This window comes from Corallococcus sp. NCSPR001, assembly GCF_017309135.1.
Lineage (GTDB): Bacteria > Myxococcota > Myxococcia > Myxococcales > Myxococcaceae > Corallococcus.
The window spans coordinates 3671934-3696676 of record NZ_JAFIMS010000002.1; the positions used below are offsets into that span (position 1 = coordinate 3671934).

General features: G+C 66.9%; 19 protein-coding genes and 1 tRNA gene. 14 read left to right on the forward strand and 6 right to left on the reverse strand.

Annotation, left to right across the window (positions count from 1 at the left end; all coding sequences use genetic code 11):
- The first annotated feature begins 104 nt into the window (after positions 1-104).
- Both JYJ93_RS16960 and JYJ93_RS16965 read left to right on the forward strand, forming a co-directional pair.
- Entirely contained in the window at positions 105-1079 is a 975-nt protein-coding gene (locus JYJ93_RS16960) for a HEAT repeat domain-containing protein (RefSeq protein WP_206792553.1), read from the forward strand.
- Entirely contained in the window at positions 1076-1852 is a 777-nt protein-coding gene (locus JYJ93_RS16965) for a TatD family hydrolase (RefSeq protein ID WP_206792555.1), read from the forward strand. Before JYJ93_RS16960 ends, JYJ93_RS16965 begins: the two co-directional genes overlap by 4 nt.
- Here the strand turns inward: JYJ93_RS16965 and JYJ93_RS16970 are convergent.
- The 5 genes from JYJ93_RS16970 to JYJ93_RS16990 all read right to left on the reverse strand — a co-directional run bounded on the left by JYJ93_RS16970 (position 1839) and on the right by JYJ93_RS16990 (position 8682).
- Positions 1839-3809, reverse strand: a complete 1971-nt coding sequence (locus tag JYJ93_RS16970; protein WP_206792556.1) for an HD domain-containing phosphohydrolase — start codon at positions 3807-3809, stop codon at positions 1839-1841. The two genes, JYJ93_RS16965 and JYJ93_RS16970, sit on opposite strands and share 14 nt — an antisense overlap.
- A 5-nt stretch (positions 3810-3814) precedes the next feature.
- Positions 3815-5341: an OB-fold nucleic acid binding domain-containing protein gene (locus JYJ93_RS16975; RefSeq protein ID WP_206792558.1), complete on the reverse strand. Its 1527-nt coding sequence runs from the start codon at positions 5339-5341 to the stop codon at positions 3815-3817.
- Positions 5342-5397: 56 nt separating this feature from the next.
- Positions 5398-6537: a methyltransferase domain-containing protein gene (locus JYJ93_RS16980; protein ID WP_206800338.1), complete on the reverse strand. Its 1140-nt coding sequence runs from the start codon at positions 6535-6537 to the stop codon at positions 5398-5400.
- A gap of 127 nt (positions 6538-6664) precedes the next feature.
- Positions 6665-7039: a hypothetical protein gene (locus JYJ93_RS16985; protein WP_206792560.1), complete on the reverse strand. Its 375-nt coding sequence runs from the start codon at positions 7037-7039 to the stop codon at positions 6665-6667.
- Between the two features lie 47 nt (positions 7040-7086).
- A complete protein-coding gene (locus JYJ93_RS16990; RefSeq protein WP_206792562.1) occupies positions 7087-8682 on the reverse strand; it encodes an FAD-dependent protein in 1596 nt (531 codons plus the stop codon).
- Positions 8683-9004: 322 nt separating this feature from the next.
- On the opposite strand from JYJ93_RS16990, the gene JYJ93_RS16995 reads away from it, so the two are divergent.
- Positions 9005-9217 carry a hypothetical protein gene (locus JYJ93_RS16995; protein WP_206792564.1) on the forward strand — a complete coding sequence of 71 codons (213 nt, stop codon included), beginning with the start codon at positions 9005-9007 and terminating at the stop codon, positions 9215-9217.
- Positions 9218-9326: 109 nt separating this feature from the next.
- Here JYJ93_RS16995 and JYJ93_RS17000 read toward each other — a convergent pair whose 3' ends face one another.
- Positions 9327-9971 (reverse strand): diacylglycerol kinase family protein, encoded by a 645-nt coding sequence (locus JYJ93_RS17000; RefSeq protein ID WP_206792566.1) that lies wholly within the window; start codon positions 9969-9971, stop codon positions 9327-9329.
- Positions 9972-10051: 80 nt separating this feature from the next.
- On the opposite strand from JYJ93_RS17000, the gene JYJ93_RS17005 reads away from it, so the two are divergent.
- The 11 genes from JYJ93_RS17005 to JYJ93_RS17050 all read left to right on the forward strand — a co-directional run bounded on the left by JYJ93_RS17005 (position 10052) and on the right by JYJ93_RS17050 (position 24732).
- Positions 10052-12931 (forward strand): N-acetylmuramoyl-L-alanine amidase, encoded by a 2880-nt coding sequence (locus JYJ93_RS17005; RefSeq protein WP_206792568.1) that lies wholly within the window; start codon positions 10052-10054, stop codon positions 12929-12931.
- 96 nt (positions 12932-13027) lie between these two features.
- Positions 13028-14041, forward strand: a complete 1014-nt coding sequence (gene gap, locus JYJ93_RS17010) for a type I glyceraldehyde-3-phosphate dehydrogenase (RefSeq protein WP_206792570.1) — start codon at positions 13028-13030, stop codon at positions 14039-14041.
- 57 nt (positions 14042-14098) lie between these two features.
- Positions 14099-15292 carry a phosphoglycerate kinase gene (locus JYJ93_RS17015; protein ID WP_206792571.1) on the forward strand — a complete coding sequence of 398 codons (1194 nt, stop codon included), beginning with the start codon at positions 14099-14101 and terminating at the stop codon, positions 15290-15292.
- Between the two features lie 39 nt (positions 15293-15331).
- The gene (gene tpiA, locus JYJ93_RS17020) at positions 15332-16093 is read left to right on the forward strand and encodes a triose-phosphate isomerase (protein WP_206792573.1); all 762 of its coding nucleotides are present in this window, start codon (positions 15332-15334) and stop codon (positions 16091-16093) included.
- An 85-nt stretch (positions 16094-16178) separates the two neighbouring features.
- Positions 16179-16577 carry a preprotein translocase subunit SecG gene (gene secG / locus JYJ93_RS17025; protein WP_206792575.1) on the forward strand — a complete coding sequence of 133 codons (399 nt, stop codon included), beginning with the start codon at positions 16179-16181 and terminating at the stop codon, positions 16575-16577.
- A gap of 85 nt (positions 16578-16662) precedes the next feature.
- Positions 16663-16744, forward strand: a tRNA-Leu gene (locus JYJ93_RS17030).
- 210 nt (positions 16745-16954) lie between these two features.
- On the forward strand, positions 16955-17830 hold the full coding sequence (locus JYJ93_RS17035) for a DUF2381 family protein (protein ID WP_206792577.1): 876 nt from the start codon (positions 16955-16957) through the stop codon (positions 17828-17830).
- Positions 17827-19629, forward strand: a complete 1803-nt coding sequence (locus JYJ93_RS17040) for a serine/threonine protein kinase (RefSeq protein WP_206792579.1) — start codon at positions 17827-17829, stop codon at positions 19627-19629. The genes JYJ93_RS17035 and JYJ93_RS17040 overlap by 4 nt, the downstream gene beginning before the upstream one ends.
- A gap of 351 nt (positions 19630-19980) precedes the next feature.
- Positions 19981-20571, forward strand: coding sequence for a protein kinase (locus JYJ93_RS40085; protein WP_242544474.1), 591 nt, complete (start codon positions 19981-19983; stop codon positions 20569-20571).
- Positions 20572-20608: 37 nt separating this feature from the next.
- Positions 20609-22411 carry a hypothetical protein gene (locus tag JYJ93_RS17045; protein ID WP_242543840.1) on the forward strand — a complete coding sequence of 601 codons (1803 nt, stop codon included), beginning with the start codon at positions 20609-20611 and terminating at the stop codon, positions 22409-22411.
- A complete protein-coding gene (locus JYJ93_RS17050; RefSeq protein ID WP_206792581.1) occupies positions 22411-24732 on the forward strand; it encodes a hypothetical protein in 2322 nt (773 codons plus the stop codon). The genes JYJ93_RS17045 and JYJ93_RS17050 overlap by 1 nt, the downstream gene beginning before the upstream one ends.
- Positions 24733-24743: the final 11 nt, after the last annotated feature.

A 24743-nucleotide genomic window follows, 5' to 3' on the forward strand; every position in this document is an offset into this window, starting at 1 on the left:
AAGGGCGTGGGGTGCCCGCAGGGGCTACACGTCGGACAGCGACCGGGACTCCAAGCACGCGCCGGGGCGGAAGAACGGCCCGGGCGCGAGAGAGGTGACGAGACGTGGCGGACTGGCGTGCCGAGCGGGACCGCGCCCTGTTGACCCTGGAGCGGGAGAAGCGGCCGGCGAGCCGGGCCGAGGCGGCGGACCTGCTGTTCCAGATCGCGTCCGAGGAGCCCGCGCACGCGGCGGAGTTCACGGACGTGCTCGTGCGCCTGCTCGCGGATGCGCAGCCGGAGGTGCGCCGCTCGGGCGTGAGCCTGGCGTCCGTCATCCTGCCGCCGGAGCAACTCCCGGACATGCTCCTGCCGCGCTTGCGCGACGAGGACACCCGCGTGCGGCTGGAGGCCACCGGACGGCTGGCGGACCTGGCGCTGCCGCACGCGCGCGGCGCCCTGGCCGGAATGCTGGAGGACCCCACGCCCGAGGTCCGCTTCGAGGCCGCGCGAGGCATCGCCGCCCTCAAGCACCCCGCCGGCCTGGACATCCTCGTGGCCGCGCTGGACGTGGACACGCTGCGCTTCCGGGCGCTGGGCGCGCTGGCGGAGCTGGAGGACACGCGCGCGCTGCCAGCCGTGAAGCGCCTCTTCGGCAAGTGGCTGCTGCCCGCGTTCGACAAGACGCAGGCCGCGGGCGTGCTGCTGAAGCTGGGCGACCCGGAGGGCGCGGACTGGCTGATGCAGCGCACGCGCAAGAAGTGGAGCGCGGACCGGGCGCTCGCGGTGGAGCTGTGCGGTGAGTTGAAGGTCCCGGGCGCGTTGGAGCGCTTGAAGGACATCCTCGCGGACGTGAAGGACCCGTGCCGGGGCGCCGCCGCGCGCGGCCTGGGCCGGCTGGGGGATGCCCGGGCGCTGCCCTGGCTGCTCGCCGTGTTGGAAGACCGGAGCGCGCCGGAGGACGACCGGCTGGACGCGGCGGACGGCGTGTGGCGTCTGGGCGTGGCGGAGGGCGTGGAGCGCCTGCGCGCCGCAGTGCCCACCTTCGCCTCGGAAGAGGCGCGGACGGAGCTGGAAGAGCTGTTTCAGGAGAAGCCATGAAACTGGTTGATGCGCACTGCCACCTGGAGCCGAAGGACTACGCGGACGTGGCGCCGGTGCTGGAGCGCGCCCGCGCGGCGGGGCTGGTGCACGCGGTGCTGGTGGGGCAGTTCGAAAGCCCAGGTGACTGGGGCAACGCGCTGGAGATCGCCGCCCGGCACCCGGACTTCCTGTCGCCCACGCTGGGCATCCACCCGCACGCGGCCGCCCGCGCCACCGAAGCGGACTTCGAGATGCTGGAGCGCACCTGCGCCCGTCCGGAACTGCGCGCCGTGGGGGAGGCCGGGCTGGACTACTACTACGACCACTCGCCGCGCGAGATCCAGGCCACCGTCTTCCGGCGGCAGTGTGCGCTCGCGATGCGCCTGTCCAAGCCGCTGGTGGTGCACGTGCGCGACGCGCATGACGACTGTGAAGCAGCCCTGGCCGCCGAGGACGTCACGAGCGGCGTCATCCACTGCTTCACCGGTGACACGGCCGCCGCGCGCAAGTACCTGGACCGGGGTTTCTTCCTGTCGCTGTCCGGCGTCGTCACCTACAAGAAGACGGAGGCCCTCCAGGACGCGGTGCGCTTCGCGCCGCTGGAGCGCCTGATGGTGGAGACGGACAGCCCGTACCTCGCGCCGGTGCCGCACCGGGGCCGCAAGAACGAGCCCGCGCACGTGCTGGAGACGGCGAAGAAGGTCGCGGAGCTGAAGGGCGTGTCGCTGGAAGAGGTGGCCCGCGTCACCACGGCGAACGCGGCCCGCCTCTTCAACCTCACGCTGGCGTGAGCGCGTTGGCCAGGGCCTCCAGGTCCTGGTCCAACTGCGGCATGTCCAGGAGCAGCGCGTCCGGGTCGTAGACGAAGTCCGCCTGCTTCAGCTTCAGCAGGGCCTGCAGCGCGGGTTCGCCCGCGTGGCCGCCGAACGCCGCGTGCACCACGCGGCCGCGCTCCAGGTGCAGCGAGCCCTCCAGCGTGTGGCTGCGCAGCTGGAGCTTCCCGCTCTTCTTGCCGCCACCCAGCGTGCGCAAGAGCTCCTTCGGGGGCAGCTCGTCGAAGCTGCCGCGCACCACCCGGCCCGGGCCGTTGTGCTGCACGCGGTCCTGGAAGAGGGACAGCACCGTGCGGGCGACCTCCGCCTTGTCGCTCGGGGAGAGCACCGCCGTCGCGCCCGCCATCAGCAGCCGCTCGCGCGCCTGGGCATCCGGCTCACCCACCACGGCGATGGGCAGGCCCGCGCTCTCCGGCATGGAGCGCACGGCCTCCAGCAGGTCCATGACCTCCTGCTGGCCCAGCCGCAGGCTCACCACCAGCACGTCGCAGTCCTGCCGCGACAGGCCGTCCAGCGCGCCGTCCAGCGTGGACAGCGCGTGCGCCACCAGCTCCTGCTTGAGCACCGCCTCCAGCAACTCGCCGCGCGTGGCCTCGTCCGGCTCCGCGATGAGCACCTGGCGGCCCTCGCTGGCCAGCCGGTGCACCAGGAGCGCGCCGCTCTGCAACTGCCCGACGATGTCCGCCACCACGGGGTCGTAGAGCACGCCCGCGTACTTCTTCAGGTGCTCCAGCGCCTGCGGCTTGGTGAAGACGCGGCCGAACGCATTGCCCGGGTTCTTGGTCAGCTCCAGGAAGCTGTCCACCGCCGCCAGGATGCGCGCGCCCAGGGTGATGTCCTCGCCCTTGGCGCCCTGGGGCGTGCCGGAGCCGTCCCAGGCCTCGTACAGCTGCGCGAGGATGGTGTTCACCTGCGCGGGCAGGTGCACCGTCTCGAAGAGCTTCGTGGGCGCGCGGCAGCACGCCTTCGCCTGGGCCTTCCACTCCGGGTTGGCCGCGTTGCTCGCCAGCGAGAAGTGCCGCTCCGCAGGCTTGCCCAGGTCGTGCAGGTACGCCGCGATGGACAGCGCAGCCAGCTCCTTGTGGGGCATGCCCATGCGCTGGCCGACGATGCCCGCCTGCCGCGCCAGTTGCGCGGAGTGTCCCCGGTGCCGGGGCCGGTCCTGCTCCAGGAGGCCCACCATCAGGCTCAGCGTCTCCACGTAGTCCGTGTCGCTGATGAGCCCGCGCGGGCCTCCCGGCTCGCGCCGCTGCGTGGAGACGCGCGCCACGTTGGTGCCGCTGCCGCCGCGCTGCAGCCGCATCCGCGCGTCCGTCTCCAGCCGCATGCTCAGGCTGGTGGCGCTGCTGCGTCCGGCGGAGCTCCCGCCGCGCCCGGGCTCCGCGCCCACGTGCGTGTTGGAGGGCGTGTCCGGACGGCGCGGACCGTTGTTCGCGGAGGGGCCCTCCAGCAGCGTGGTGAACGCCGTGGGGTCGCCGTAGTAGTGCTTGCGGATGGCCGCGGAGATGGCGCTGCGCAGGCCGATGTACGCGTAGACCTCCGACATGCCGGTGACGAGGGCGATCTCGTCGAGCAGCGACTTGTTCTGCGGCTCGGCGGCCACCACCGACAGCAGCTTGCGCTCCGGGTCGATGGCCAGCGGGAGCACGTTCTGCGCTTCCGCCAGCCGCACCGGCAGCTTGTCCAACACCTTCGTGTCGATGCGGACCTTGGCCAGCTTGTCCGCGGTGACGAAGCGGGTCTGGAACTCGTTGGCCAGAAGCCGCAGCAGCGCGGCCTCCTGGAGCAGGCCCAGCTCCACCAGACAGTCCCCCAGCTTGTGGCCGGTGATCTTCTGGTGCTCCAGACCCTGCTCCACGGCCCCCGGCGTCACGAGGCCGGCCTCAATCAACCGCTCTCCCAGCCGCTTCGCCATGGACTTCAGCCCTCCGAGGAGCCACCACCCTCACCACCGGACTTCGGAGCCGGCGCCAGCGCGCTGAACGGCTTGAAGGTCAGCTCGCCGGGCAGGCTCTTGGGGTCGCGCGGCGGACGCTCCTCGCGCGGCGGACGCTCGGCGCGGGGCTCGCGCGGCGGCCGGTCCTCGCGCGGAGGACGCTCGGCACGAGGCTCGCGCGGAGGCCGCGGCGGGCGCTCCGGACGGGCCTCCTGGGTCGCGGGGGCGGCGGTGCCTTCCCCGGCCTGGGCGGGCGGGCCCTTGTCGGCGCGCGCCTTGCGCTTCTCCTCGCGGTGCTTGCGCCGGCCGCCCTCCACCGGAGCCCGGCCGCGGCCGGTGGGCACGAAGCCCTTCCAGAGGGAGCGCTCGTACGCGCGCAGGTGGTCCGTCCAGCGCTCGTTCGGATCGCGCTGCATGGCCTCCACCCACGAGGAGATGCGCGCGTCGAGCGAGCTGAGCGTGTCGACGATCTGCGCCTCCAGCGTCACCGGCACCTTCGCGCCGGGAGCGCCGGACGGCCCCGTCTGGGAGATCGCCAGGTGCGTCAGGTGCTGCTCCAAGAGCGGCGGGAAGCCTGGGATGCCCAGGGTCTTCTCGCGGATCTTCTGCGCGGCCAGCACCGCGTGGCCCACCAGCCGGCCCTCGTCGGAGGTGTCGAAGCCCTTGTCGGACGCCCCGTCGCCGCCCTTCATCACGTCGTGCAGGAACGCGCCGGCCAGCAGCAGGTCGCGGTCCGCCATGGGGTAGTGGTCCGACACGCGCAAGGTCAGGCGCATCACCGACAGGACGTGCTCGGCCAGCCCGCCGCGCCACGCGTGGTGCACGCCCTTGGCTGCGGGAGCCACCGGCAGCGCCGCGGACACCTGCGCGTCATCCAGGAACGCCAGGAGCAGCTGCTTCACGAACGGGTCGTTGACGCGCTCGGTGATGAGCTCGCGGATCTGCCCCACCGCGCGCGGGCCACCGCCGCCCTCGTGGCGCTCGGGCTTGCCTTCCACCTGCTTCGCGTCGCTGGACTTCGCTTCGCTGGACTTGGACTCGGCCTTCGCGTCGCCAGACTTGGACTCGGCCTTGGCTTCGCCGGACTTCGCTTCGCCGGACTTGGACTCGGCCTTCGCCTCGGCGGGCGGGGCGGGGGGCGGCTCGAACTCCTTGGGGTCGAGCGGCTCCGGATCCAGCCGCTCCACGGCCTCCACGACGACCTGGGTGCGGCCGTGGAAGACGATGACGCTGCCCTGCACGAGGACGTAGTCACCGTTCTGGAAGGCGGGCTCCAGTTCGTCCACCTTGTCGAAGACGCGCGCGTCCACCGTGCCGCTCTTGTCGGCCAGGGACAGCGACAGGAACACCTTGCCGCTGCGCGCGTTCACCTTCTCCTTCTTGGTGACGCGGAAGACGGTGTTGACCCGGTCCTTCTCGCGCAGGTCCGCCGCGTACACCTTGCGGACGGTCTCGACGGAAGCCTCCGGGGTGGAAGAGGTCGCGGCCTGGGACTCGTTTTCGGTTGTCATCGCGGCGCGGACACTAACACCGAGGAGGGCCCGTCGAGGGCGAAACAGCACGGGCGTCAGCTCACCTCAAGCGCCACCGCCTCCAGGTACTCGGCCCCCGGGGAGCCGACCGGCGCGGGGTGGTCCGGCGGCAATCCCATCCGTACCAGCCGGAATGCGATGCGCGCCTCCTGCTCGCAGGCCGTGGCCACGCACTCCGTGAATGAGCCCAGCGCCAGCGGTGGGTGATATCCGACCACGAGCAGCCGTCCTCCATGACGGGTGCGCCTGATGGCCAGCCGCACCTGTTCGATGAAGTCCTCCTCGGACGCCACCCCCAGCGTGTCGAGCAGCACCAGGTCGAAGGAGTCCTTGAGGGCCCGGAGCACGGCCAGCGGCTCGCCCTGTTCCACCGTCACCCGGCCGAGCAGCCCGTTGGCCTCCGCGTTCTCCCGCGCCAGGTCCGCCGCGTCCGCGTTGCCGTCGAAGGCCAGGATGTGCTTCGCCCCGTGCCGCCCCGCGTGGACGAAGAGGCCTCCCACGTTGCACGCCACGTCCAGCACCCGGTCCCCGTTGCCCGTGCGGCTCAAGAAACGGCGCAGCTCGCGGTGGTCATACGAGTAGCCCGTGCCTCGGCCATAGGTGAGGTCCACGGTGAAGCGCGCGCCCATCTCCAGGAGGCGGCACCAGCGCGGCGGCGTGCCGTACATCACGTGCGGGCGCTGCGCGGGCAGGCCCAGCGCCTTGCGCCGGAGCGTGTCGTTGCGCAAGAGCACCGAGCCCGCCCCCGTCACCTCTCCCAGCGCGCGGGTGATCTCGTCCAGCCGCGCGTCCATGGAGCGGGTGAGCGTCTGGACGACGAAGTGCTGATCATACCGGTCCACGATGAGGCCCGGCAGCCCGTCCCCGTCATCGTTGACGATGCGGCAGAAGCGCGGGTCGTCCACCAGCCGGCCGCGCCGCTCGAATGCGTGGCGCACGTGGCGGGGGATGAGCCCCTCCACGGACTCGTCCGGCAGGCCCAGGCGGCGCACGGCGTATGATGCCTGGAGGTCCACGTCTCCCAGCCCCAGGACATGCCCGTCCTCGTCCTTCAGCTGCATGGGCGTGCCGGGCTGCGGCTCGCCCTCCATGGAGACGATGTCCTCGCGGCGCAGCCAGGGGGCGCCATGGCGAAGCTTGCGGGCGGCTTCTCGGGACAGGTAGGTGCTGAGCAAGGTGCGGTCCTCCTCCAGCGCGATGGAGGGCACCCCGCGGGGTGCCTTCCACCAAACATGGGCCGTGTGGGGCCTGCTGGCGGCGAGGGCCGTGCCGCTGCCCTGGAGGGCAGGGGAGGAAGCGCCGTCAGAGGACGGGCGGAGGCCGTTTGTAGGCCTTGAAGGACACCCGGGTGAGCATTCCGCTGACCACCAGGGCCAGCGCGATGCCCATCATCCGGACATTCCAGTTCGTGCCGGTGAAGAGCAGCACGAGCGCGAGCACCCCCGCCGCCACCGCGCCCGCCACCGTGAGCGTCTGGGCGCGCTTGGACGTGTCCTGGCCGTGGGGCTTCTTCGCCCGGGCCAGGACGGGCAGCGAGGACGCCTTGCGCCACTTCTCCGCGCCGTCCTCGCGCACCTCGTCGTCCGGGTCCACCAGCCCCTGCAAGTAGGCGCGCTCGATGTCGCCCAGCGAGGGGAACATCAGCTCACCATCCGGAGTGCGAACGCGGTACGCCATGGTCTTCCTCCCTCCCGGCCCACCCTGCCCGGAAGGGGGCGGGGACCTCAAGCCAGCTCTGTCGCAATCTGCTCAGCGGCGCGCAGTCCATCAATGGCGGAGGACACGATACCGCCCGCGTAGCCGCAACCCTCGCCCACCGGGTACAGGCCGCGCATGGACACGGACTGCAGGTCGTCACCCCGGGTGATTCGCACCGGCGAGGACGTCCGGCTCTCGATGCCGATGAGCTTCCCCTCGTCGCTGATGAAGCCCTTCATCTTCCGGTCGAAGGTGCGCAGCGCCGCCTTGAGCGACTGCGTCAGCCGCTCCGGGAAGAGCGTGTTCAGGTCCGTGTGCGCCAGGCCCGGGCGGTAGCTGGTGTCGCCCGGGTCCTTCTTCACGCGGCCGGCCAGGTAGTCCGGAATCGTCTGCGCGGGCGCGAAGAAGCGGCCTCCGCCCAGCTTGTAGGCCTCGCCCTCCCAGTACCGCTGGAACTCCAGGCCCGCGAGCGGCCCGTGGAAGCCCTCGCGCGCGAAGTCCGCGACGGACACCGACACGACGATGCCCGCGTTGGCGAACTTCGCGTTGCGCCGCGAGTTGCTCATGCCGTTGGTGCACTGCAGCCCCTCTTCCGTGGGCGTGGGCACCACGATGCCGCCGGGGCACATGCAGAACGAGTAGACGCCGCGCACCTCGCCGTCCACGTCCAGGTTCTCCGCCAGCTTGTAGTCCGCGGGCGGCAGCTTGGAGTGCTTCGCCGCGGCCCCGTACTGGATGCCGTTGATGAGCGACTGCGGGTGCTCCGCGCGGAAGCCCAGCGCGAAGGGCTTGGCCTCCACGCTCACGCGGCCGTCGGCGGCGAAGCGCTCGTACAGTTCACGCGCGGAGTTGCCCGGCGCCAGGATGACGCGGTCGCTCTCCAGCGTGCGCCCGTCCGCCATCTTCACGCCCGCGATGCGGCCGTCGCGGTAAAGCAGGTCGTCCACGCGCTGCTCGAAGTGCACCTGGCAGCCGCCCGCGATGAGCTCGTCGCGCAGCTTCGCCACCGCGCCGGGCAGGAGGTCGGAGCCGATGTGCGGCTTGCCCTCGATGAGGATGTGATCCGGCGCGCCGTACTTCGCGAAGGCTTCAATCACCTTGCGCACCATGGGGTGGTTGATGCGCGTGGACAGCTTGCCGTCCGTGTACGCGCCCGCGCCGCCCTCGCCGAAGTTCATGTTGCTCTCGCGGTCGAGCGACCCGTCGCGCATGAGCTTCGCCACGTCCTTGCGGCGCGTCACCACCTCCTTGCCGCGCTCCAGCAGGATGCTGCGCACGCCGCGCTCCAGCAGGCCCAGCGCGCAGAACAACCCCGCGGGTCCGGTGCCGATGATGAGCGGCAGCTTCTCTGGCTCCTTCACGCGCGGCGGCAGCTCCGGCGGCGGCGGCGCCTCGCTCACGTCCGGGGGCAGCCGCGGCGCCTTGCGGCCCGGGGCCAGCTCCACCTCCAGCGTGTAGATGTAACGCGGGCTGCCCTTCTTGCGCGCATCCAGCACCGAGCGCACCACCCGCACGGAGGCGAGGTCGCTCCGGGTGACCCCCAGCTTCTCCGCGGCGCGCTGGCCGAGCAGCTCCTCCGGCTCGTCCAGCCACAGCCCGATGTTGTTCACCCGGTACGCCATTGTGTTCTGACTCCTCGGTGGGGGGCGCGTATGTGCTCCACCCCCCGGAGGGAATGCAAGCACTTGAAAAGACAAGATGGCCCGTGGGGTGGGTGCGTACCCGCTGATGCACCCGCCAACGCCGTTCCAGGCAGGGCGGACGTGCAGGTGCGTAACCCCCTTCGCACACTCCACGTTCCGTGCCGTGCACTTCCGGGCTTCAACCCCTGAGGACTGCTGGAGAATCCGTTCGGAAGAGAACGGCTGGCACGGAGGTTGAAGACCGGACCCGCACGTAGACGCGGCGCCCTGACACAAGGCGTCGAATCCGGAGGCAATTCCCGTGAGCACCGACCAAAAGGGCACCCGCATCCTCGCGCGCACGTTCTTCAACCAGCTGCGCGCAAGCGGTTACACGCCGCACCAGGTCATCGGCATCGCGACGGAGCTGCTGGAGCTGGTGACGACCGACCTGAAGGAAGGCGACAAGGCGGTCGCTGCCGCCCAGTCGACGCCGGCCCCGGACGCCGGGGCGGGGTTTCAGCAGCGCGCGTAGTCCCTTAGAATCCCCTGCATCGACCCTCCGCGGGTGAGCGGGCTCCGGACTGGTTTCCGGGCGCCCCACCCGCGAGGTGATGGGAAAAGCGTCGAGCGCTGTCGAGCCCTCAAGGCTGGGGGTGACGGCGGCGCTCGCGGGCCGCCGCGGCGGCGATGACGAGCAGCGCGGCGGTGAGCGCGGTGAAGACGAGGCTCGCGGACGTGGGCGCCGTCAACGCGAGCAGCCCCATGGCCAGGAGGAACGCGAGCACGTCCACGCTGGCGGGCCTCGGCTGCGGCAGCACGAGCACCGTGGCGCAGCCGGCCAGCGGCAGCCCCAGCGCGACCTGCCGGAAGATGGCGTCCGTGCTGGTGCGCACCGTCTCCCAGTAGTTGATCAGGATGGCGGCGAAAATCACGACCGTGCCGCCCGCGAGCACGAGCACGCCCGCGGCCGCCGCGTCCTTGGTGAGCCGGGCCTTCTCGTCGAACTGCTGCACGGCCAGGTCCACCAGCTGCTCCAGCGCGCTGTTGAGGATCTCCGCGAAGAAGATGAGCAGCACGCAGAAGATGAGCGTGACCTTCTCCGCGAGCCCCAGCGGGATGCCGCTGCCCACCAGCCCCACCAGCACGCCGGAGATGAGGTGGATTCGCATGTTGCGCTGCCAGGCCACGGTGTGGATGAGCCCTGCCCACGCATGTCCGAATGAAGCGAACAGGCCGTTGCTGCGGCGGGAGGGAAACTGGGGACGGGGGGATGCAGGAACGGTCATCGGAAGGTGAAGGGGTGGGCAGGCTAGCACCCACGGGTCCGATTGAAGCGGGGGAGTGAAGGGGTAAGGTCGGTCGCGTGATGCGAACGTTCCTTCCGTCCTGGTCGCGCTCGCTGGCGTTGACCCTGCTTTGCACCTCCGTCCTCGCTCACGCGCAGGGCACTCCCGAAGCCTTCGAAGGCGACGACCTGGGGCTGGAGCCGCCGGGTGTTCAATACCTGCCAGCTCCGGCGCCCCGGCCGCACGAGCAGCGCCGCCTGTCGCCGGACGCGCCCGCCGTGGTGCGCCGTGAGACGCGGGCCTCGAAGTCCAACGTGAAGGCCGCGGGTGTGCCTCAGACGCGGCGGGGCGAGGGCGCCCTGTCCGGCAAGGTCATCTACCTGAGCCCGGGCCACGGCTTCTATCGCGACAACGGCCTGAAGCGCTGGGCGACGCAGCGGCCCAACACCTGGGGCGTGGTGGAGGACTTCATCTCCGCGGAGGTGGTGGCGCAGGAGCTCCAGCCCATGCTGATGGCGGCGGGCGCCACGGTGGTGTCCGTGCGTGAGACGGACCTGAACCCGCTGCTCGCCACCGTGGACAACGGCGGCACGGGCTATGTGGAGAGCGGGGACGCCGCGCGCTTCCACGCCTCCACCCAGAAGGGCTGGGCGCCTCCGCCCGTGCCCATGGGCAACGGGGTGGAGCCCTTCACGCTGGGCACCACGCGCACGCTGGACACGGCGGCCACCTCCACCGCGAAGGCGACGTGGACGCCGGACGTGCCGGCGGACGCGGCCTACAACGTCTACGTCTCCTATGGCTCCGACCCCACGCGCGCGACGGACGCGCACTACGTGGTGAAGCACGCGGGCGGGGAGAGCCACTTCCGGGTGAACCAGCAGCGCCACGGTGGGACGTGGGTGCTCTTGGGGCGCTTCTACTTCCATGCGGGAGCGCAGCCGGAGTCTGGCGCGGTGGTGCTGGAGAACGACTCGGCGCAGGGCCCGGGCGCGACGCTGTCCGTGGACGCGGTGCGGCTGGGCGGTGGGCGGGGCCTGATGGGCGACGCGGCGCAGGGGCCGCTCCTGCGCCCGCGCTTCGAGGAGAGCGGGCGCTACCACGTGCAGTACAGCGGGGCTCCGTTCAGCGTGTACGCGCCGTCGGGGGCCAACGCGCTGTCCAACGAGCGCAACGCGGACGTGACGTCCCGGCCGCGCTTCGCCGCGTGGCTGCATGAGGAGGGCGAGGACGCCGTCTACGTCGCGTGGCACACCAACGCGGGCACGTCCGGCACCATCCGCGGCACGGAGGGCTACGTCTACGGGCCGAACCCGGTGGACGGCACGCTCAACTTCACGGGCGTGAAGGACAGCGACGTGATGGCGCGCGCGCTCCTGTCGCAGCTCGAGATGGACCTGAAGCGCGAGGTGGATCCGAACTGGCGGGTGCGCAACCTGCGCTCGGCGAACCTGGGCGAGGTGAACCCCACGCACAACCCGGAGATGCCCAGCGTGCTGCTGGAGATGGCGTACCACGACAACACGACGGACGCGGCGAACCTCAAGGAGGCCCGCGTCCGCCACGTGGCCGCGCGCGCCATCGTGCAGGGGCTGATCAAATACTTCGCGGCCCGTGACAGCGCGGCGGTGCACCTGCCGCCGGAGACGCCCGGCGCGGTGGTGGCGCGCAACGCGACGCCCGGCGCGGTGGAGGTGAAGTGGAGCGCGCCCCCACAGGTCGCGTCGGAGGAGGGACGGGACGCCCCCACGGCCTACCGGCTCTACCAGAGCGCGGACGGCTTCGGCTGGGATGAAGGCACGGAGGTGCGGAACACGTCGGCCACCGTCACGCTGGCGCCGGGCACGCTGCGCTACTTCCGCGTGGCGGCGGTGAACGCGGGCGGCGAGTCCTTCCCGTCCGCCACGGTGGGCGTGAGGGTGGGGGACACCGCGCCGGTGCTGCTGGTCAACGCGTACGAGCGCCTGGACGCGACGGTGGCGTGCGGCGAGGAGCTGGAGACGCCGTACGACCTGGAGGCCCCGCTGCGCGTCTACCTGGAGGCGATGAACGACGGCAGCTACCTGCGCCAGCACGGCGCGGCGTTCGCACCGTCAGCGGTGGCCTTCGACAGCACGACGGGCAACGCGGTGGCGGCGGGGCTGGTGTCGCCCGCGGGCTACCGGCTGGTGGACTGGTCCACCGGGCGCGGAGGCGTGGGGGGCGCGGGCCTGACGCGGGCGGAGCAGGACGCCCTGCGCGCGTTCGTCACCGGGGGCGGGCACCTGATGCTGTCGGGCGGCCGGACCGTGTTCACGCTTTCGCAGGGCAGCGCGGAGGACAAGGCCTTCCTCGCGGACGTCCTCCGGGCGTCTTTCGGAGTGGGCTCGGCGCTCAACCGGGTGGAGGGATTCGAGGGAGGTCTCCTCGCGGACCTGCCGGTCACGCCGCTGGACGACGGGACGCTTGGCGCCTATCCGGTCGGGGTGACGGACATCCTGCTCCCCACGGGAGGCGGCAAGGACGTGCTCCGCTACCCCAACACGGGGCTGGGTGCGGCCGTCCTGTCGGGCACGGCGCCCGCGGGCCAGGTGCTGGTGCTGGGCTTCCCGTTCGAGAGCCTTGCGTCCAATCGTGAGCGTTCGCGGCTGGTGGGCGCGTTCCTGGTGCGTTCGGGAATCGTCGCCCAGGCACCGGCCCTGCCGGACGCGGAGGTGACGCCCGCGGTCAGCCCCCGGCCGCTGTCGTCCTGCGTGGCGGTGCGGGAGGTGGATCCGCATCCGGTCGTGCAGCCGCCACCGCCGCCTCCGCCGCCGGACCCCACGGTCGTCCCGGCGCTCCCGAGTGACTATTCCCCCAAGGGGGACAGCGGCTGTGGATGCGGGGCGGGCGCGGGAACGGCCTCCGGGCTCTGGCTGTTGGTCGGGGTGATTGTTCAGCTCCGGCGTGCACGCGCGAAAGCGACCCACGCGAAGCGTTGACTCGGCGGGGGCGCCTGCCTACGGTCGCCCGCCTTCTTTACGAGATTCATGACGGTGGGCCGCGAAGGCCCACTCCTTCAAGGAGAACGAAACACCATGGCCATCAAGCTCGCCATCAACGGCTTCGGTCGTATCGGTCGCTGCATCCTGCGCGCCGCGCTCAGCCGCAAGGAAGACCTCGAGATCGTCGCCATCAACGACCTCGACAAGCCGTCGGCGCTGGCCCACCTGTTCAAGTACGACTCGGTGCACCGCACGTGGCCGGGCGAGGTCTCGCACACGGACAAGGGCATCGTCGTGAACGGCAAGGAGATCGCCGTCACCGCGGAGAAGGACCCCTCCGTGCTGCCGTGGAAGAGCATGAACGTGGACGTGGTGCTGGAGTGCACCGGCCGCTTCACCGCGCGCGACGCCGCCGCCAAGCACCTGGCCGCGGGCGCCAAGAAGGTCATCATCTCCGCGCCGGCCAAGGGCCCGGACATGACCCTCGCGTACGGCATCAACCACCACGAGTACGACCCGGCCAAGCACCACATCATCTCCAACGCCTCGTGCACCACCAACTGCCTGGCGCCCATCGCCAAGGTGCTGGTGGACAACTTCGGCGTCGAGAAGGGCCTGATGACCACGGTGCACAGCTACACCAACGACCAGCGCATCCTGGACCTCACCCACGACGACATGCGCCGCGCCCGCGCCGCCGCGCTCTCCATGATCCCCACCAGCACTGGCGCCGCGAAGGCCATCGGTGAGGTCATCCCGTCGCTCAAGGGCAAGATGCACGGCATCTCCGTGCGCGTCCCCACCCCGAACGTGTCCCTGGTGGACCTGACGGTGAACACCACCAAGAAGGTCACGCCTGAAGAGGTCATCAAGGCGATGAAGGACGCCGCCAACGGCGCGCTCAAGGGCGTGCTCGAGTTCAGCGACGCGCAGACCGTGTCGGTGGACTACAACGGCAACCCGCACTCGGCCATCTTCGACGCGACCAACTGCTTCGTGATGGGCGACAACATGCTCAAGGTCATGGCCTGGTACGACAACGAGTGGGGCTTCTCCAACCGCATGGTCGACACGGCGAAGTTCCTCGTGTCCAAGGGCGTGGCGTAGAGCCTCCCCGCACCGGCACCCCAGGCTGACCCAAGACAGGCACAAGGGACACCCAAGATGATCCGCTACATCGATGACCTGCAGTTGACCGGCAAGCGCGTCTTCATCCGCGTGGACTTCAACGTCCCGCTGGAGGGGCGCCGCGTCACCGACGACACCCGCATCCGTGAGGCGCTGCCCACCATCCGGCGCGCGCTGGAGATGGGCGGCAAGGTCATCCTGGCGTCCCACCTCGGCCGGCCCAAGGGGGCGGACCCCAAGCTGTCCACCGTGCTCGTCGCGGAGAAGCTGGCGGAGCTGCTGGGCGGCAAGCACGAGGTCATCCACGCGGACGACTGCGTGGGTGACAACGTGAAGAAGCAGGTGAACGACCTGAAGGCGGGGCAGGTACTCCTCTTGGAGAACCTGCGCTTCCACAAGGAGGAGGAGGCGAACGACGAGGCCTTCGCGCGCGAGCTGGCGGCGCTGGCGGACGTCTACGTCAACGACGCGTTCGGCACGGCGCACCGCGCGCACGCGTCCACGGCCGGCATGGTGCCCTTCGTGAAGGAGAAGGCCGCCGGCTTCCTGATGCGCAAGGAGATCGAGTACCTGGGCGACAAGGTCCTGCGCAATCCGCAGAAGCCCTTCGTGGCCATCCTGGGCGGCTCCAAGGTGAGCGACAAGATCAAGGTCATTGAAAGCCTGCTGCCCAAGGTGGACGCGCTGCTCGTGGGCGGCGCCATGGCGTACACCTTCCTGAAGGCGCAGGGCATCGAAGTGGGCAAGAGCCGGGTGGAGGAGGGCGACAAGCTGGCGCTGGCGGCGAAGCTGCTGGACACGGCCAAGCGCCTGAAGACGCCGCTGGTGCTGCCCATCGACCACATCGTCTGCGCGGATCCGGACGGCAAGGGCCCGGTGCGGGAGACGCCGGATCAGGTGGTGCCGGCGGACATGATGGGCCTGGACATCGGGCCCAAGACGCGCGCGATGTACACGCAGCGCATCCGCGACGCGAAGACGGTCATCTGGAACGGACCCATGGGCCGCTTCGAGGTCGACAAGTTCGCGGAGGGCACGCGCTCGGTGGCCGCGGCGATGTCCATCAACAAGGACGCCGTCACGGTGATTGGCGGCGGTGACAGCGCGGCGGCGGTGGAGCAGATGGGCTACGCGGACAAGATGAGCCACGTGTCCACGGGTGGCGGCGCGTCGCTGGAGTTCCTGGAAGGCCAGCCGCTGCCGGGCATCAAGGCGCTGGAGACGAAGTAGGGCACCACCCACGCGGTACGCACCGGGGGAGACACCTCGATGGCTCGTCGGAAGATCGTCGCTGGCAACTGGAAGATGAACAAGACGGTGCCGGAAGCGCTCGCGCTGGTGCGGGAGCTTCGCGGCGCGGTGGCGGCGTTGGGCGACAAGGTAGAGGTGGCCATCGCGCCCCCGTTCGTGGCGTTGCAGCCGCTGCACGTCGCGCTGGAGGGGGCGCCCCTCCAGCTGGCGGCGCAGAACTGCCACTGGGAGTCCTCGGGCGCCTTCACGGGCGAAGTCAGCGCGCCGATGCTGGCGGAGCTGGGGTGTGCCTACGTCATCGTGGGGCACTCGGAGCGCCGGCAGTTCTTCGGTGAGACGGACGCCACGGTGAACAAGCGCGCGAAGGCGGTGAAGGCCGCCGGGATGACGCCCATCGTCTGCGTGGGCGAGACGCTGGCCGAGCGCGAGTCGAACCAGACGCTGACGGTGGTGGAGCGCCAGGTGCGCGGCGCGCTGGAGGGCTTCTCCGGGGCGGACGTGGCGACCTTTGTCCTGGCGTACGAGCCGGTCTGGGCGATTGGGACGGGCCGGACGGCGACCACGGCGCAGGCGCAGGAGGTCCACGCGGCCATCCGGGGCCTGCTGACCCGGATGTACGACGAGGGGACGGCCGAGCGGGTGCGCATCCAGTACGGCGGCAGCGTGAAGCCGGACAACGCGGCGGAATTGCTGGGTCAGCCGGACGTGGACGGGGCGCTCGTGGGGGGAGCGAGCCTCAAGGCGGCGGACTTCGTGGCCATCGTGAAGGCGGCGGGCTGAAGCCGTCATCCCCCGTTAGAAGTTGTCACCCGTTGACCACTTTGTGTAGGTTGCGCCCTCTTTTCACGGAGCGTTGGGAACACCCATGCTGACTTTCTTCACGATCGTGCACGTCCTGCTCTGCGTGTTCATGATCTTCGTCATCTTGCTGCAGCCGGGGAAGGACGCCGGCATGGGTTCCGCCCTCGGTGGCGGCGCCGCGACGAGCGCCTTCGGTGGCCGCGGCGCGGTGACCTTCTTGAGCAAGCTGACGGGCGTCTGCGCCGGCTTGTTCTTCCTGACCTCGCTGGGCCTGTCCTTCGTGGGCCTGCGCGGTTCGGTGGCCGCGGGTTCGGTGGCGGCGCCTCCGGCGAAGACGGCCCCGGCGACCCCGGGAGCCACGACGCCGGCCCCTGCTGCACCGGGAGCGGTGGAGCAGGAGCGTTCCGCGACGCCGCCGGCGGAGGGCCAGCAGGCTCCCGCGCCGACGACGCCTGCGCAGTAGCTGTCAGGAAGCATCGGATTCACGCGACCGTTGAAATGGTTGTTGCGTGAATCCACGGGGTCCGGTAGATGGACCCCGCCGAAACGCCCAGGTGGTGGAACTGGTAGACACACCATCTTGAGGGGGTGGCGCCGAAAGGTGTGCGGGTTCGAATCCCGCCCTGGGCACTCCGATAGAAGCCTCCGAGTCGAAAGACTCGGGGGCTTTTGTCGTTTCAGGGCTGTGGACTTGCACGTGCGCTGCGAGGTGTCCACGGGCCTGGCTTCGCTCCCCGGACGAACCTGTGCGGATCCACAAGGTGAGTACTCCTGGGAAACTGGAGCGCACTGCGCGTCTGGTCTCGATGCTAGCCTCCCCATTCAGGAGGTCATGCATCCTTGCTCCAACCCTTCAGATTGGCTCTCTCCCTGGCGCTCACACTGGCTTGGGGCACTGCCGCGCAGGCCCAATTGGCCACGAGGGCGCGCGTTGGGCGTGAACGCTCCGTGAGCATCGCAGGTACGTCTGCGGATCCACTGCCCGTCGTCCGGATTGCGCAGGACACCCTGACGCTGCTGTTCTTTCCCTCGCCGATCCAGAAGAAGACGCTGACCTTCGACGAGTCGCGGATCCGCGTCCTGGATGCCGGCGAGCGCTCCGTCATCGTTCAGCCCGTGGTCAATCTTGGAGAGGGCGAGCGTCAGGAAATCGGGGTTTTCTTCACTGACGGTCGCGCGCCCGCGCGAGCCGCCTTTGTCCTCGTGACCGACGTGGCCGAGGTGGACTCCCGAATCGACGTGCAGCGCCCGGAGTCGCCCAACGCGGTCTGCCAGCCAACCCAGGCTTCGATTCCAAAGCCGGAAGACTTCGTGTTGCTTGGCTTCGTGGACAAGGCAGGTGTCACAACATCAAGCAAGCAAGGCGAGCCCATCACTGTGCAGGGGCTTGCATTGGAATCGCTCGTCGCCTTTCGGGGCACGGGTTGGATTCTGGCGGATATGAAGATCGAGAACCGACCTGGTCACCCCGCCTGGACACCCCAAACGGCGACGTACGTGGGGCGGGTGGGCGTACCACCCCTGCGGGCGCGGCTCGTGATGAAGAAGCCTGAGCCTATTCCTCCGGGGGAAAATGGACGCGTGCTCGCGATCGTGGAGGTGCCGGAGGCGCAATCGGACCTCGTCTTCACTCTGGAGGTGCTCGGGGATGGTGGACGCCGTCTCACGATTCCCGGTGTGCGCTTCCCTCAGCCCGTCGCAGGAGATGCCCAATGAGTGCGACGCTGCTCAACCTTCCTCCAGGCTCGTTGATTGATGGGTGGCAGGTGGCCAAACCCCTTGGAGCAGGGGGCTTCGCCCGCGTCTATCTGGGGGAAAAGAACGGTCGCCACCGTGCCATCAAAGTGGCCCAGCACCGGGAGGCCAGCGGTGACCTCAAGCAGACCCATGCCCGGACGCTGCGGGAGTTGACGGCACTGCTCATGCTGGATCATTCCAACATCGTCCGACCGCAAGGGTATGGCCTCGCCGAGAGTGGCAACCTCTACCTCGCGCTCGACTATGTGGACGGCTGGACGCTCGCGGAGTGGTCGGAGCGCAAGCACCCAACCGTTCGTGAAGTCCTCGGAGTCTTCGAGAAGCTCGCAGGTGCGCTGGCGTACATGCATGGCCGGGGCATCCTGCATCGAGACCTGAAGCTGTCCAACGTGCTCATCCGCAAGAGTGACGGCGAGCCCGTCATCATCGACTTCAGTTGTGCGACCTACGCGCACGCTGAAGATCTGACGGACGGAGGTTTGCCGCCGGGAACTGATCGCTACCGCGCACCCGAACAGTTCAGGTTTCTTCGGGAGCACAAGAACGAGCATCGGGCTCACTATGCCTTCCAGGTCGCCGATGAAGTCTTCGCGATCGGAGTCATGCTTCATGAACTGCTGACGGACCCGCGACCGACGGAGTTTCGTCCGCGCTTCGATTTCGGCATCGCGGCCATGCCCCCGCATTCACCCCGTCTGGCGAATGCGCGGATTCCAGAGGCCGTGAGCGATCTCATTGAGAGCATGCTGAACCTGGACCCCAAGCGACGCCCGGTCGACACCGAAGCGCTGCGCCGCGAGCTTGCGGAACTCCGGGCTGATCCTTCCTCTGAATACGACGTGCCGGGGCATCCGCCATCCGAACAGCGTCACGGCGTGCCGACGCCTGCTGCATTGGCAATGCCCTCCACTCCCCAGACACTCAAGCGGCATGTCGCCCGCGTCGAACGCCCGCGGGGCCTGGGCCGCTGGGTGGCGGCCCTCACCGGCATCGTCGCGCTGGTCGCTATCTCGCTCCTCTGGCGTTTGTCTGGGGATTTGCCCGGGACCCCTGTCGAGTCACGTGGCACCACGGATTCACGTCCTCTCGCCACGCTTCGTTCCACACCGCCCAAGACAGTACCTCCTGCTATGTCCACCTCTGGCCCATCGCCCGTGACAGCCCCGGGGCCAGCCATCGCTGACGCTCCGAAGGAAGGTTCCACCGTGAAGACGCCGCACCCTGAAACGCCGACACCTGGACGCACATCTCGCATGCCGAAGAAGGCCGTTGCCGCCGCGGAGTGTGCATCGTTGTCGCTCGTCGCCGCGCTTGCGGCAGGATGCCCGGGGGCCCAGATCCGGCCCGAGACCTTCACCTGCCCGGATAGGGCATTTGAAGCCATGACGGAGCAGCTCCACTGGAAACAGTACGACAACTTCACCGTCCAGATGGACGACCGCCAACCGGCGGAAGTGGTGTGGTTCTCCGCTGGCGCGGAGGTGGTGGGGGTGGTTCCGAAAGGTATCAACGATGACCGGCAAGAGGCGGTCGCCCCAGTTGGAACGCGCTTCTACGGCAAGGCCTATTACCTCTCAAGCAAGATGGGGCGTTCGGATGGGCCGGCACTCGTCGTCCGGTATGACCGCGTGAAGCTTCCCGGCCAGGGCGAGTACCCCATTTGCTTCGTGGTAGAGGCGAAGGCTGCGGCGTTCAAGGACGGCAAGGTGAAGGCGTACAACCGGGCTGGCGGATTTGTCGTGTACCGCTGGCCCTGAGTGGGGCTGGGGTGACGTGCTGAGTAGGTGCTCGATTTCCGTCTTTCTTCGCCAGACTGGACAGAACCTCCCCGGGGGCGTTTCTCTGCTGCCCGTCCCACAGGGAAGGTCGCCCGTGATGCGTAGGCCTTCGGATGCCTGCGCGAAGGGGAAGACAGAGCATGTCCGGTGAGTGAGTTCAGGCTTCCACGCGGGGCCATTCTCTTCACGAGGGACGGCTTTCAGTACGAGTTCCGCGAAGACCTTGGAGAGGTCCAGCCCGGATTGAGCCTCCTGCTGGCCCGGCAGCGCACTTCCGAGGGCAGCACCCGGGGCATGGTACTGGTCAAGGTGGTTGGCGTTCCGAAGCTGATGGATCTGCCTCGCTTGAAGCGTGCGCGGACTATGCTGGAAGAGCAGGGGCGCCTCGCGACATACCTCGAATACCCGGCCATTCTTCGCGTTCACGGGCTGCGCACGGCGGATAGGGGCTCGTACGTCATTACCGACCATCCGTCAGGGCACGGCATCTGCAACCTGCTGTCGAGCGCCGGAGAGTGCGTCCGCCGCTTCTCGCCTCTCTTTACCCTCCATGTCGGGACTCGCGTCGCCGAGGCCTTGGAGCACGCCCATGAAGCGAACGACGAAGAGGGGGGCCCTCTCCACATCGTTCACCGGGCGCTCGACATGGAGCACCTCTTTGTGAACTGGAACGGCAAGGTGCAGGTCTCCGACTTCGGGCTCGCCCTGTCCGGCCGACTTGGCCGCGTTTCGTCCACAGTCCGTTGGCCACAGAGACGCGTTCTATTCCTCGCCGGAAATGCTCCCGACGGGGCGCGTGGAGGCACGCTTGGACCTCTTCGCACAAGGTCAAGAACCGTCCTGCTCGGGTTCAAATCCAACCCTAATCCGCCCGAACAAGGGACTTGCAGTCGAAAGACTCGGGGCTCTTTATCATTTTAGAGAAGGTCTCATCCCCAGTGCAGAGGAGCTTGGAACAATGGCTTCGACCCGTGACAACCGTGTGGGCGCTGGCTACGACTACCAGTGGGATGTGTCGACCTTTTTGCTCCTGACGTACGTATTGACCCCTCGCCGCCCTAGCCTTCCTCTTGAGCAGGATTTCGGTTGGCTGGGTTCGCTCGTAAGCGTGCACCTTGAGGGAGATCCCGACAGGGACGCCCTAGAGGATTTGACTTTTCACGGTCTGAGTGGACGCCGCATTCATCTACAAGTGAAGGTTCGAGAAAATGACCGGACTCGTTGGAAGAAGAAGGATGACGACCTCATCGAGTTCCTCAACCGGGCGGCACATAAAGCCGAAACAGAAACCCGACGCTTCGTCTTCCTGACGAATGCGGGTTTAGATAAGCATCTTCAAGAACTCCTCGACTCAGCTGAGGAACTTGGACGCTATCGCGACGAGGTCGCCTGGAGGCATTTCGCGGGCAAGAACCCGAAGACTGTTGATGCGCAGGTCGCCCCTGTAGCTAGCTACAAGCTGCTGACAGAGTTGGTGGTCTGGCGAAAGTTCCTGCCCCCCACAGAACTCGGAACCGACAACCTCCCGATGTCTGGTGTCGCCGAGGCTTCTTTGAGCCGCCTGTATGAGCTAGGCGTTCATGATTCGATGGATGCCTATTTCAGGGTTTACAATTGGGTCAAGAATTGCTCATTTAACAAGCATGGGACTTTGCTGACGATAGAAGAAGTGCGCAGTAAGATTTTGGAGTTATTGGGCCTCCGCGAAGCGGATGTGGTTCGGCGTAGGAATGTTATTAGTCTTCTCGAAAAACTGAATGACCCGCGCCGCGATCAACATCTCCAGATCTCTCTGGAGCATCTGCGCCTTGGACGATTGTTCGTGGACCAGGCAGAGCTAGACCAAGCCCAAGCTCTACTTGAACGCGAAGGGATTCTGCTCGTTCTTGGACCTCGCGCTTCTGGCAAAACATTCTTCATCAGCCAGTTGGGTTTCCGGGCATCTAGAGCACGCGGCTATCCCATGATTTGGGACTTCGAAAACGACGGCCGGGAACTTCCCACAGATGCCTCGCGCTACCTGTCCGATGTTACGGCCTCGGCGAAGGTGCTGGGCCTGTACCCCTTATTGATTCTTGAGAACGTTCACCTGAATCCTACGGCGTTCCAGACGATTCTCGCCCTGGCTCCGGGATTCGCGGGACTCAATTTGCTTGCGACCGCGCGGGACCGGGAGTTTCTGGTGCGGGAAATGGCGGAATCGCAGCAGGTTCGACTTGCGGCAGTCACCTTCCCTCTAGGGAATAAACCACGGCTGAGAGGGGAACGGCTGTTGAGTTGGTACCTGAAGGACGTGCGCGGCCTTGAGTTGGAGGAACAGCGGCGCGTCTACAGGTCGGTCGACTGGGTCGACTTCATGGATGATCTGGTCGTGCTGAGAACTGCGCTAGAGTCCTATGATTGGAACGGATATTCGCTTTCTATTGTGGCTTTCAATAGTTATCTCCTGAGTCGTATTAAGTCAGTAGTGCGAGGCGGAAGTGGCAGTTATGACCTGCTGTATGTTGTCTCGGCCTTGGGGCGTTTTGGAGTGCCCGTTGATCTTGAGGCAATGGCTCGGATGCTGGGCAGGAGCGAGGATGAAATACGGGACATTGCGCTTCGATTCGCAGGTCAAGGCTTGCTGGAGTTCACCGCAGATGGTCATCTTATTAAATTTTGGCATCAATCTATGGCTGAGCTTTTTTGGCAGATGTTCCGGATGAATCGGGCGCTGCTTGGTCGTGGTGTGCGTTCGTGCTTCGAGGGAATGAGAGGTTGATGACCATGGGCATTGGGCTGAGTGAACTAGCCGATGCTGGTGAGGAGGTCTGGAAACAGACAATACGCGAGGTGATCGAGCAGGCCTTCAATCCGCACCGACAGGGTGCTTCGGAAGAATTGCGCCACTTCATTGCGACGATTCGCGCTAGGCTGGGCAAACGTGGCAAAGGAACCCACGAATGCTTTAAGTGGGTCGAGCAGCAAGTCAATCCTTGGCTTCGGGGGATTGATGCCGAGATGATTAGTGCCTGGGCTTCGACGTATGTGGATCTCCAGGAGCGAGTGCGCTTCCTTGTGACTCTTGCGGGGACGCCATTGATTGAGCGATCGGGGCCGGCGTTGTTCGGTGCTGCGGATGCTCTCTCGAAGCAAGAGTTGGCATCTGGGGGCGTAAGCCTTGAACAGCAGACGACGCTGGCGCTAAGGCTTGTTGACTTGGCAGGGAGCTTAGCGAACAACAGAACGGTTGTCCTCAGAGGACTCCTGGAGCGATTTCCGCCGGTGCTTCTGGAGAGTGTCCTGACAGATGTGGGACGCCTTGTCTTCTTTGATTATGCCTTGGAGGTGCTGGCGACTTCGCTCGTGCTTGCAGGGAATCGTACGGCAGAGTCATTTGCTGGGGCATTTGCAAAAGGGAAATCCGTTCGTTTGAGAAGAGTGCTTGAGGCAATGGCCGAGCGTTTTCGGAGGCCTGTTGGAGTATGGCGTCAGGAGCACGTCTCAGTTGATGCAATTAAATCTTGGTTTGCTGCGCTTGAACTAGCCATGCGTGCTCGAGCGCCAGAGCTTCAAGAACTACTAGATTCATTGCTAGAGTCGCTGCGTGAACATGACCGCGAACTCGCTGGGATCATGGCAGCTTACTTGGATGCTCAGCCAAGCAACCATGAGGATGTGTTCAATCTTTTCTCTGTGCGAGGCCAAAAACGACAAGCTTCGCCTCCATCGCAATGGGGGACTCCTACAGTAACCGTCCAGGAAACCGGCTCGATGCGGGGGAGTTCACTTTTTTCACGGGGAAAAGATATTCCGGAACCTGAGCCTGCAGATTTTGACTGGAAGCAGGCGTTGCGCAATGTAGGAGTGCCAGCTCTTAAAATGGCTGTATTAGCCCAATCCAGTCCTGAGTTCGCGCTGGAGTATCTTGAGCAGCTCGGAAATGTGCCGCATCCCAGTTTTCTGGAATTATGTGAAGAGCTGTGTGGAATTGAAAAGTTCCGCAGGCAGTTTTTCGTGGTTGATGGTGTTATGGCGGCGGTTGTCGTTTTGAGGCTGGATGCCCTTATGAGTGGAAATCCAGCGATTCAGGCGCTCCATGATGAACTCCTTCCTATGCTTATTGAGCGAATGCCAACGGAGTATCTCGTGCGGATGTCCAATCGCGATCTTCTTGGGCGGGAGATCGAGAGGCGCCTGCCTTCTGTTGAAGACGTGAGGACTCTAAGAACGTTGCTGGAACTCTCCTCATTCCTGGTTCCAGATGGACGGATGGTTGAACTGCTTGACCAAGTGTCGTTTAGGTCGTTCTGTCCCAAGGATACTGCTGATAATGATGAGCTTTCGCGGTGGGTTCTTGGGGCGGTGCATCTTGTCGATAACAGGGCGCTGGATCCAGTGACTCGGATGCTCAAGCAGTTATCTACCGTGGTGCTGGGCAGAATTTTCGGTTTGGAGCTAATGGGGGCCCGCGAGCAAGAGGACCAATGGACGCCTTCTCTGCGCCAGGGATTCAAGAGTCTATTGGTTGAGGAATGGGCGCGTCGAGAACCAGTGGCAGTCATGAAGGCACTCCAGGAGCATGCCGCGCGCGATGTTACGTTCTGGTTCTACTCCTTCTCGGGTTATTGTGTCGACGAGGCAAGATTCGCGGCTTCCGCTGAGCACTGGTGGTTACGGACTATTGAATCGTTGGCGCCAGAGTGGGTATCAGCCTATCTTCGTGAATTGTTGAAGAAGGCGTGGCTTCATCTGCCTCTGAACCGACTCGGGCCGACGCTGGAGAACGCTGCGGAATTTACGCGCAAGTGGTTGTCCTCCCGAGGCGACTATGTAGACCCATCTCTCTGGGAAATGTTGTTGGAGCGGCTCGCGCAGTTGCCCATGACTGATGGTGAAGGGGCCGCCATTATTGCGGCTGTCGAACTCCCTGCCATGTCGGAACATCTGCATGTGTTTCGTGAGAAGGCCGTTTTGGAGGCGCGCAAGCGACTGCTTCACTCGCGAGCGCTGGGCGATTCGGTAGGGTTCAGACGGCTTCGGAATATCGTGCTTCGAGAGAGGCCTGAACTCTGGATGCTTCTTGCTGATGTGGTGACTTAGTTTGTGGTGGT